Origin of the sequence: Pseudomonas sp. Sample_14 (assembly GCF_004307515.1) — a bacterium.
GTDB lineage: Bacteria > Pseudomonadota > Gammaproteobacteria > Pseudomonadales > Pseudomonadaceae > Aquipseudomonas > Aquipseudomonas atacamensis.
The window spans coordinates 51,208-61,475 of record NZ_RCOC01000060.1; the positions used below are offsets into that span (position 1 = coordinate 51,208).

The following is a 10,268-nucleotide window of genomic DNA, read 5'->3' on the forward strand; positions in this document are numbered from 1 at the left end:
ACCATCAAGGGCTTACCCTCACCCCAGCCCTCTCCCAGAGGGAGAGGGGGCCGACCGAGGTGTATTGAGAGGTACATCGACCTGAAAGACCGTGTCGATTATGGATTCACAACAACTCTTTCAGGTCGGCGAAGTTTGTCAGCATCCCCCAATCAGTCCCCTCTCCCTTGGGGAGAGGGCTAGGGTGAGGGGGTTTTTCAGACTGCAACGTGGTAGGGGTTGCGCGGATCATGATTCCAGTCCAGAAACGGCTTGCCCGTGTCCATCGGCACCATCTCGATGCAGTCGGCCACGGGGCAGGTGATCTGGCACAGGTTGCAGCCCACACATTCCTCATCGATCACTTCATATTTATGCGTACCGTCGGCCTGTTTCAGACTGCCGATCGCCTGGTGTGAGGTGTCTTCACAAGCGATGTGGCAACGCCCGCAACCGATGCACGCCTCCTGGTCGATCTTTGCGATGACCTGGTAGTTGATATCGAGGTACTTCCAATCCGTGGTGTTACCCACGGCGCGCCCGGAAAACTCGGCGATATTGGCGTAACCCTGGCTGTCCATCCACCGCGACAGGCCATCCTTCATCTCTTCGACAATGCGGAAACCATGCAGCATCGCCGCCGTGCACACCTGCACCGCACCGCTGCCCAGCGCCATGAACTCCGCGGCGTCGCGCCAGCTGCCGATGCCGCCAATGCCGCAGATCGGCAAACCCTGGGTCTGCGGATCACGGGCAATTTCCGCGACCATGTTCAGAGCAATCGGCTTGACCGCCGAACCGCAATAACCGCCGTGAGTGCTTTTGCTGCCGACGGTGGGCAGGGCGACCATGTGGTCCAGGTCGACGCTGGTGATCGAGTTGATCGTGTTGATCAGCGACACCGCATCGGCGCCACCACGATGCGCCGCCCGGGCGGCGACGCGGATGTCGGTGATGTTCGGGGTGAGTTTGACGATCACCGGCAGCGAGCAGTACGTCTTGCACCAGCGCGTCACCTGCTCGACATACTCCGGCACTTGGCCGACCGCCGCGCCCATGCCGCGTTCGGGCATGCCGTGGGGGCAGCCGAAGTTCAGTTCGATGCCGTCGGCGCCAGTGGCCTCGACCAGCGGCAGGATGTGTTTCCACGACTCCTCGACACACGGCACCATCAGCGACACGATCAGCGCGCGATCCGGCCAATCCTTTTTCACCTGAGTGATTTCGCGCAGGTTGATTTCCAGCGAGCGGTCGGTGATCAGTTCGATGTTGTTGATGCCCAGCACTTCGCGATTGGCGCCGTAATGCGCCGAATAACGCGAGGAAACGTTGACCGCCGCCGGATCCTCACCCAGGGTTTTCCAGACCACGCCACCCCAGCCCGCTTCGAAGGCGCGGACCACGTTGTAGGCCTTGTCGGTGGGTGGCGCAGAGGCCAGCCAGAACGGGTTGGGCGCTTTGATACCGGCGAAGACTATCGAGAGATCGGCCATTTACGCAGCCTCCACGTTGAGCATCAGTTGAGCGTTGATCGCCTCGGCGGCGCGTTTGCCGTGCTGCACCGCTTGCACGGTAAGGTCCTGATCGAGGCTGGTGCAGTCGCCGCCGGCATACACGCCGGGGACGCTGGTGCGCAGGTGTTCATCGACCGCGATGCGTTCGCCCTGACGCTTGAGTTCGCGCGCCAACGGATCGCTGAGGGCGTTGTCATCGAAGCTCTGGCCGATGGCTTTGAAGATCGCATCGGCAGCCAGCTCGAAGGTTTCTCCGGTGGTTTGCAGACGGCCTTCAACCAGATCGGTGCGGGCGAAACGCATGCCGCGCACGCGGCCCTGATCATCGAGCAACACTTGCTCCGGCTGGGCCCAGGTCAGCAATCGCACCTGATTGGCTTTGGCGATGTCCTGCTCATGGTGGGTGGCGCCCATGTCTGCGGCACCACGGCGATACACCAGATTGACGTCGCGCGCGCCGAGGCGGGCCATCTGCACGGCCATGTCGATCGCGGTGTTGCCGGCGCCGAGAACGATGCAGCGTTCGGCCAAGGGCAGTTGCGTGAGGTCATCGGCCTGGCGCAGTTCGCGGATGTAGTCGGTGGCGGCGAGCAGGCCCGGCGCGTCTTCGTGGGCCAGACCGAGTTGCTTGCTGGCATTCAGGCCGAGGCCGAGGAATACCGCGTCAAACTGCTGATGCAGTTCGCTGAGAGTAAGATTTGCACCGAGTTTCTGGCCGTGGCGGATTTCTATCCCGCCAATCTGCAGGAGAAAGTCCAGCTCCTTCTGCGCGTAGTCATCGACCAGTTTGTACTTGGCGATGCCGTACTCGTTGAGCCCGCCGGCCTTTTCCCGTGCTTCGAAAATCACCACGTCATGCCCGTGCATCGCGCTGCGATGGGCGCAGGACAACCCGGCCGGCCCGGCGCCGACCACGGCGATACGTTTGCCCGTGGCCGGGGCGCGCTGGAACGGGTGTTCAGCGAAATGCGCATTGTCCACGGCGTAACGTTGCAGCAGACCAATCAGCACGGGCGCGCATTCCTGCGCGTTGTTGCGCACGCAGGCTTGCTGGCAGAGGATTTCCGTCGGACAGACCCGCGCGCAACTGCCGCCGAGGATGTTTGCCGAAAGGATTTTCTGCGCCGCGCCCTGGACGTTGTCCTGATGGATGTTGCGGATGAATGACGGGATGTCGATTTCGCTGGGGCATGCATTGACGCAAGGCGCGTCGTAGCAATACAGGCAGCGCGAGGCTTCCAGATGCGCCTGCCGGGCATTGAGCGGCGGCGCCAGATCAGTGAAATGGCCGGCGAGGGCGGCCGCGCTTTCGTGCGGGTGGGGGAGGTGGTTCAGGGTCTCGATCACGGTTTATGGCCTCATGGCTAATTGAGGTGCTGCCTCTGATGGGCAGTGGTTGATCGTTCCCACGCTCTGCGTGGGAATGCCTCAAGGGACGCTCTGCGTTCCAATGGGACGCAGAGCGTCCCGGGCTGCATTCCCACGCAGAGCATGGGAACGATCACTAGGGGTCAGCGTTTAACGGCAGTCGGCTTATGCAACTCCGCCCGCTTGCTCAACAAATCAAACACCGCCGGATAGGCCGGCCGTTCGATGTAGCGTCCGGCGCCGCGTTCGGCGCGCAGGTCGCCATCGGCCCAGACCACGCGGCCCTGGCTGACGGTGTGGCTCGGCACGCCGCGCACGGTCTTGCCTTCGAAGATGTTGAAGTCCACCTGCTGATGGTGGGTCTTGGCGGAAATGGTCCGAGTGCCTTGCGGATCCCACAGCACCAGATCGGCATCGGCGCCCACGCGGATCGCACCTTTGCGTGGATAGAGATTGAATATCTTCGCTGTGTTGGTGGAGGTCAGCGCAACGAAATCCTGCATCGACAATCGTCCGGAGTTGACGCCTTCATCCCACAGCACCGCCATGCGGTCTTCGATACCGGCGGTGCCGTTGGGAATCTTGCTGAAGTCGTCGCGGCCGGCGGCTTTCTGCTCGGCGCAGAAGCAGCAATGGTCGGTGGCGGTAGTGTGCAGATTGCCGTTCTGCAGCCCGTGCCACAGCGCCTCCTGATGGCCGCGTGGACGGAACGGCGGGCTCATCACGTAGCCGGCGGCGGTCTGCCAGTCCGGGTGTTGATAGACGCTGTCGTCAAGCAGCAAGTGCCCGGCCAGCACCTCGCCGTAAACCGGCTGGCCCTTGCTGCGCGCATAGGTGATTTCGTCCAGAGCTTCCTTGGTGGAAACGTGCACCAGGTACAACGGCGCTCCGATGGTTTCGGCGATACGGATCGCCCGGCTCGCGGCTTCACCTTCGACCTGCGAAGGTCGCGACAGCGGATGCGCCTCCGGCCCGGTAATGCCCTGGGCCATCAGCTTGCGTTGCAGGTGATAGACCAGCTCGCCATTTTCCGCGTGCACGGTCGGCACCGCACCAAGTTCCAGGCAGCGCTCGAAACTCGCCACCAGAGTGTCGTCGGCGGCCATGATCGCGTTCTTGTAGGCCATGAAATGCTTGAAGCTGTTGATGCCGTGGTGGCTGACCAGCTCGGCCATTTCCTCGCGCACCTGCTCGCTCCACCAAGTGATCGCGACGTGGAAGCCATAGTCCGACGCGGACTTTTGTGCCCAGCCGCGCCACTGATGAAACGCGTCCATCAGCGATTGCTGCGGATTGGGAATGACGAAATCGATGATCGAGGTAGTGCCGCCGGCCAGGCCGGCAGCGGTGCCGCTGTAGAAATCTTCGCTGGCAACGGTGCCCATGAACGGCAGCTGCATGTGCGTGTGCGGGTCAATGCCGCCGGGCATCAGGTACTGGCCACTCCCGTCGAGCACTTCGGCGCCGGCGGGAATGTCGAGGTTTTCACCAATGGCTTTGATCACGCCGTCAGCGCAATAGACGTCGGCGCGGTAACTTTCATCATGGGTAACAACGGTGGCGCCACGGATCAACAGAGACATTCCGGATTCCTCGCAGGCATGACCGACTTGTGCCGGTTCTAGATGTTTTATTGAAGTACAGCGCCGCAGTTCGTATTCCTGTCATCGCTGTCAGGAATAGAAACTAGTCGCGATTTCAAGAATGATCAAGAATATTTTTTATAAGCTTATAGATATTTCAAGCTATTGATAAATAAGGATAAATAATGGAAATCACCAAAATGGTGAGGCCGTTCACCATTTTGACGCACTTGACAGGATGGAAATATGAGCAAGATTTCCTATGTGAAATCAGCCGCTTGAAGTTGTACTGCGGTTGCGGGTTCACCGACAAAAATAAATGCAGTGCACCAGTTTGAGTCCTGACACTTCGGACAACTTGCCCGACGTTTAGCCTGAGCGTTCAGACAAGTTTTCCCGGACTCATCGAATATTCAATTAAAACTGATGAATATCAGAAAGTTGCAAAGCGTTCAGTGCACCGCCCAAGCGTTAAGCGCCAGACCCGGCACGTTTATTGATCCCGCCGCTGACACCATGGCCGGTGCATGAAAGTTGTCAGTTCCTCCGGCCATCGTCCGGCTGGCGTCGTATGCGCCAGCCGCCTGATGAGCAAAAAATAATCAGAAGAACAGTGGAGCGGCCATGCAACAGACCAGATCACAAGTGACCGAGCGCGACGGCTTGTATGAGCTCGAAGCGGGCAGTGATGTCCTCGACAGTCCCCGCTACAACCACGACATGGCACCGACCAAGGTGCGCGAACGCACCTGGAACAAATGGCACATCACCGCGCTGTGGGTCGGGATGTCGATTTGCGTGCCGACCTACACCCTCGGCGGCGTGCTCACCGCTTATTTCGGCTTGAGCGTCGGCGAAGCGCTGTTGGCGATTCTGTTTGCCAACGTCATCGTGTTGATTCCACTGACCCTCAATGCTTTTCCCGGCACCAAGTACGGCATTCCGTTTCCGGTGCTGCTGCGCTCGTCGTTCGGCATTCTCGGTTCCAACGTGCCGTGCCTGATCCGCGCGTTGGTGGCGTGTGGCTGGTTCGGCATCCAGACCATGTTCGGCGGACTGGCGATTCACCTGTTTCTCGGCTCGGTGTTCGAGGGCTGGAAATCCCTCGGCGGCACCGGCGAGGTGATCGGTTTCATGGTGTTCTGGGCGCTGAATCTGTGGGTGGTGATTCGCGGTGCCGAGTCGATCAAATGGCTGGAAACCTTGTCGGCGCCGTTACTGGTGGCGGTGGGCATAGGCCTGCTGGTGTGGGCGATGCCCAATGTGTCGATGACTGAGTTGCTGGCGATCCCGCCCAAGCGTCCGGAAGGCGCCAGCGTGGTCAGTTACTTCGCGGCAGGGCTGACGGCGATGGTCGGATTCTGGGCCACGCTGTCGCTGAACATTCCCGACTTCAGTCGCTACGCCAAGAGCCAGAAGGATCAGATCCTCGGGCAGATTTTCGGCCTGCCGCTGACCATGTTCCTCTTCGCTGCGCTGGGCGTGGTGATGACCGCCGCATCGGTGAAACTGGTCGGCGTCACCGTGTCCGACCCGGTCACGCTGATCGGCCATATCCAGAGCCCGGTGTGGGTCGCGGTGGCCATGGCGCTGATCATCGTTGCCACACTGTCGACCAACACCGCCGCCAATATCGTCTCGCCAACCAATGACTTCCAGAACATCGCGCCGAAGGTGATCAACCGCACCAAAGCGGTGTTGCTCACCGGTCTGGTCGGGCTGGTGCTGATGGGTCATGAACTGCTGAAAAAGCTTGGCCTGATCGTTTCCGACATCAGCCTGGAAACCGTGTACTCGAACTGGCTGCTGGGCTATTCGAGCCTGCTCGGGCCGATCGCCGGGATCATGGTGGTGGATTATTTCCTGATCAAGAAACAGCGACTGGACCTCGCCGGGCTGTACCGCGATGACGTGTATCCGGCGTGGAACCGGGCGGGTTTTCTCGCCTTTGGCGTTCCGGTGGCGCTGACCTTGCTGTCGCTGGGCAGCGACGCGTTCAGCTGGTTCTACAGCTATGGCTGGTTCACCGGCTCGGCGCTGGGCGGGATTATTTATTACGGGTTGTGCGTGATGCGGGCGCAGCCTTCTGCCGTGAAAACAGCGGTGTAACACATGATCGTTCCCACGCTCTGCGTGGGAACGCAGCCCGGGACGCTCCGCGTCCCAACAGCGGACGCAGAGCGTCCATGGATGAATGCCCACGCAGAGCATGGGCACTATCGGCATCAGCATTGAGGAGATCCCCATGAACGCAGCCGGAGACGTTCTGCAATCCACCCATCAGCACATCAACCGCGATCGCCTCTGGGCCTCGCTCATGGAACTGGCCAGACTTGGTGCCACGGTCAAGGGCGGCGTCTGTCGCCTGGCCCTGACCGACCTCGACCGCCAGGCCCGCGACCTGTTCGTGCAGTGGTGCAAGGACGCCGGTTGCAGCGTCACGGTCGATGCCGTGGGCAACATTTTCGCCCGCCGCGCCGGGCGCAACCCGAACCTGCCGCCGGTGATGACCGGCAGCCACATCGACACTCAGCCCACCGGTGGCAAGTTCGACGGCTGCTTCGGTGTGCTCGCCGGCGTCGAAGTGCTGCGCACTCTCAACGACCTCGGCGTGGAAACCGAAGCGCCGCTGGAAGTGGTGGTCTGGACCAACGAAGAGGGCTCACGCTTCGCCCCGTGCATGATGGGCTCCGGGGTCTTCGCCGAGAAATTCACCCTCGAAGAGACTCTCGCCAAGGTCGACGCCGACGGTGTCACCGTCGGCGAAGCGCTGAATGCCATCGGCTACGCCGGCCCGCGCAAGGTCAGCGGGCATGCAGTCGGCGCCTATTTCGAAGCGCACATCGAGCAAGGCCCGATCCTCGAGGACGAAGAGAAAACCATCGGTGTGGTACTCGGCGCGCTCGGGCAGAAGTGGTTCGACCTGAAATTGCGCGGCGTCGAAGCCCACGCCGGCCCGACGCCGATGCACCTGCGCAAGGATGCCCTGGTCGGCGCTTCGGTGATCGTCGGCGCCGTCAACCGCGCCGCCCTCGGTCATCAGCCCCACGCCTGCGGCACGGTCGGCTGCCTGCAAGCCTATCCCGGCTCGCGCAACGTGATCCCCGGCGAAGTGCGTATGACCCTCGACTTCCGGCATCTGGAGCCAGCGCGGCTGGATTCGATGATTGCCGAAGTGAAACAAGTCATCGATGCGACCTGCGAAGAGCACGGCCTCACTTATGAACTGACCCCGACCGCCGACTTCCCGCCGCTGTACTTCGAAAAGGGCTGCGTGGAGGCGGTGCGCGGCGCCGCGAAAGGGCTGGGTCTGTCGCACATGGACATTGTCAGTGGCGCCGGGCATGACGCGATCTTCCTCGCTGAGTTAGGCCCGGCGGGAATGATTTTTGTGCCATGCGAGGGCGGGATCAGCCATAACGAAATCGAAAATGCAGCGCCGGATGATCTGGCGGCGGGGTGCGCGGTGTTGCTAAGGGCGATGCTCGCGGCTTCGGCGATGGTGGCGGCCAGCGAGCGTGCCGCCTAAGGTAAACACACCAAGCAAACCTGTGGAAGCGAGCCTGCTCGCGAATGCGCCGGGTCAGGCACCGAATGGCCTATCTGACACTGCGCTTTCGCGAGCAGGCTCGCTCCCACAGGGGATTTCTGGCGATTTTGAGGCCGTGGCACGATCCCGAGCCGCTGCGGTCGTACTCTTCACCTAGCCGCATCACAGTGTGGAGATCCAATGAGCCAGGAAGTCCTGACCACCGAAACCAACCGTCGCCAGTTGCAGCAGATCATCGCCGGGCTGTCGGACGGGGTGATTCTGCTGGAACTCGACAAAAGCATTCTCTGGGCCAACGAAGCGGCGCTGACCATGCACGGTGTCAGCACCATCGGTGATCTGGGCAGCAACGCCGACGAGTACGCCAAACGCTTTACGCTGCGCTATCGCAACAATCATGTTTTGCCGCCGGACAACTACCCGATCAGCCGTGTCGCCCGCTGCGAGGCGTTCAATGATGTGCTGATCGAAGTCTCGTCCGTGGACGACCCGGAGCGGGTCTGGGTGCACAGCGTGCGCAGCATGGTGCTGACCGACCGCGTCGGCCAGCCCGAGTCGCTGGTGCTGATCATGAGCGACGTTACCGACTGGGCCAACGCCGAGCAGCGTTTCGAAAAAACCTTCAACGCCAACCCCGCGCCGGCAGTGATCTGTCGTCTCAGCGATTTGCGCTACATCAAGGTCAACCCGGGCTTTCTGGAAATGACCGGCTATACCCGCGATCAGGTGATCGGCACCTCGGCTTACGAAATCGATATCTTCGAGCAGGCCGATCAGCGCGATCTGGCTGTTCAGCGCTTGCGCGATGTCGCGACCATTCCGCAAATGCAGGCGGAACTGCGCCTTCCCGACGGTGGCAGTAAACAGGTGATCGTTGCCGGTCAGCCGTTGCTGCTCAATGACGAGAATTGCATGCTGTTCTCCTTCGTCGACATGGAGCCTCGGCGCCGGGTCGAAGTGGCCTTGCGTCAGAGCGAGGAGCGCTTTGCCAAGGCTTTTCGTCTGACTCCGGTGCCGATTCTGATCTGCACCGCTGAAAAGCAGGAGGTCATCGACGTCAACCAGGCATTCCTCGATACCCTGGCCTATGACAGCGATGACGTACTCGGCAAAACCGTGACGCAATTGAGCTTCATCCACGATGACGGCGCGCGCACCCGGTTATTGTCGGCGTTGGCGAAGAACGGTCGGGTGGATCGGGTCGATGTGCCGGTGCGCAAGAAGGACGAGGAGTTGCTGGAATGTGCGGTCTCGGCCGACACCGTGAACATTCACGACACGTCCTGCTATTTGCTGGTGCTGATGGACATGACCGAGCGCAAGCGCACTGAACTTGAGCTGGTCGCGGCGATTGAAGAGGTGATGAAGGATGCGTCGTGGTTCAGCCGGACGCTGATCGAAAAGCTGGCCAACGTGAAGAAGATCAACTCGCCGCAGCTGCCAAGTGCCTCTTTCACTGACCTGACGGCCCGTGAGCGCGATGTGCTGGGCTTGATCTGTGAAGGACTGGCGGACAAAGAGATCGCCGCGCGGTTGAAACTGGCGCCCAATACCGTGCGCAATCATGTTGCCACTGTGTACTCGAAAATCGATGTGCATAGCCGCAGCGAGGCGATCGTCTGGGCTCGGGAGCGCGGTTTGTTTTCGGGAGAGTGGGGCACCAAGGGCCAGCGTTGAGGGGTGCAAATGCACTAGTTACAAGGGTGCAAATTCATGTATTGGCCAAGGCGTTGTGTTCTTAGGCTGGTGGGGTGCGGTGTAGACCATTTCGGGTTTGCGATCGTGCCCCTTTTGAAACAGTCATAGGAACAACGTCAATGATGAATCTTGCGCAGTTGCGCGCTCGGCTCGAGCACAGTTTTGCGCCGCTGGCTTGTGAGTGTTCGGTGGATGGTGATCATTCGCTGACGGTCAAGTTGTATCACCGGGATTCGGGGCAGGTGGATCTGGTGATCAGCGGGCTGGATCTGGCTTCGCTGCGTACGCCTGGGGCGGTCGAGGCGTTGGTGGGGGAGTTGCGGTATGAGCTTGAGAGCAATTCCTTGCGTTCTTCGCGGGATCCGGATTTGGCTTAAGCGCGCTTTGGTCTTGGCGACCTTTGGGCCGGCCATGCTCTGGGGGGGGTGGGTGTATATCCGTTTCTGCGGGTGTTGCGGCTGGCGGTTTCGCCCTTACGGCGAGTCACCTTTTCCAAACGCGGAAAAGGTAACCGAAAAGGCTTGCTCCTGCGTTCGGCCCTCGCAGGCTCGGGTTCCTTCGCTCCGGGACTGATCC

Annotated in this window: 7 protein-coding genes; 4 read left to right on the forward strand and 3 right to left on the reverse strand. The window is 60.9% G+C overall.

The window, feature by feature from the left end; all coding sequences use genetic code 11:
• Positions 1–197 precede the first annotated feature (197 nt).
• The 3 genes from preA to hydA all read right to left on the reverse strand — a co-directional run bounded on the left by preA (position 198) and on the right by hydA (position 4,444).
• Complete coding sequence (gene preA, locus D8U61_RS14110; protein WP_071172797.1) at positions 198–1,472, reverse strand: NAD-dependent dihydropyrimidine dehydrogenase subunit PreA; 1,275 nt, start codon at positions 1,470–1,472, stop codon at positions 198–200.
• Positions 1,473–2,840 carry an NAD(P)-dependent oxidoreductase gene (locus tag D8U61_RS14115; RefSeq protein WP_041480947.1) on the reverse strand — a complete coding sequence of 456 codons (1,368 nt, stop codon included), beginning with the start codon at positions 2,838–2,840 and terminating at the stop codon, positions 1,473–1,475. It abuts the gene before it with no gap.
• Positions 2,841–3,004: 164 nt separating this feature from the next.
• Positions 3,005–4,444, reverse strand: a complete 1,440-nt coding sequence (hydA, locus tag D8U61_RS14120; protein ID WP_130927140.1) for a dihydropyrimidinase — start codon at positions 4,442–4,444, stop codon at positions 3,005–3,007.
• 624 nt (positions 4,445–5,068) lie between these two features.
• Here hydA and D8U61_RS14125 point away from each other — a divergent pair.
• The 4 genes from D8U61_RS14125 (at position 5,069) to D8U61_RS14145 (ending at position 10,069) form a co-directional block, all read left to right on the forward strand.
• On the forward strand, positions 5,069–6,553 hold the full coding sequence (locus D8U61_RS14125) for an NCS1 family nucleobase:cation symporter-1 (RefSeq protein ID WP_130927141.1): 1,485 nt from the start codon (positions 5,069–5,071) through the stop codon (positions 6,551–6,553).
• Between the two features lie 136 nt (positions 6,554–6,689).
• Positions 6,690–7,973, forward strand: a complete 1,284-nt coding sequence (locus tag D8U61_RS14130; RefSeq protein ID WP_130927142.1) for a Zn-dependent hydrolase — start codon at positions 6,690–6,692, stop codon at positions 7,971–7,973.
• A gap of 201 nt (positions 7,974–8,174) precedes the next feature.
• The gene (locus D8U61_RS14140; protein ID WP_016775127.1) at positions 8,175–9,671 is read left to right on the forward strand and encodes a helix-turn-helix transcriptional regulator; all 1,497 of its coding nucleotides are present in this window, start codon (positions 8,175–8,177) and stop codon (positions 9,669–9,671) included.
• A 140-nt stretch (positions 9,672–9,811) separates the two neighbouring features.
• Positions 9,812–10,069 carry a DUF1652 domain-containing protein gene (locus D8U61_RS14145; protein ID WP_123442222.1) on the forward strand — a complete coding sequence of 86 codons (258 nt, stop codon included), beginning with the start codon at positions 9,812–9,814 and terminating at the stop codon, positions 10,067–10,069.
• Positions 10,070–10,268: the final 199 nt, after the last annotated feature.

Bases quoted from the DNA above. Each gene is read 5' to 3' on its own strand.
- D8U61_RS14130 (WP_130927142.1), top strand. From the start codon at position 6,690: ATGAACGCAGCCGGAGACGTTCTGCAATCCACCCATCAGCACATCAAC.
- D8U61_RS14140 (WP_016775127.1), top strand. From the start codon at position 8,175: ATGAGCCAGGAAGTCCTGACCACCGAAACCAACCGTCGCCAGTTGCAG.
- hydA (WP_130927140.1), bottom strand. From the start codon at position 4,444: ATGTCTCTGTTGATCCGTGGCGCCACCGTTGTTACCCATGATGAAAGT.
- preA (WP_071172797.1), bottom strand. From the start codon at position 1,472: ATGGCCGATCTCTCGATAGTCTTCGCCGGTATCAAAGCGCCCAACCCG.
- D8U61_RS14125 (WP_130927141.1), top strand. From the start codon at position 5,069: ATGCAACAGACCAGATCACAAGTGACCGAGCGCGACGGCTTGTATGAG.
- D8U61_RS14145 (WP_123442222.1), top strand. From the start codon at position 9,812: ATGATGAATCTTGCGCAGTTGCGCGCTCGGCTCGAGCACAGTTTTGCG.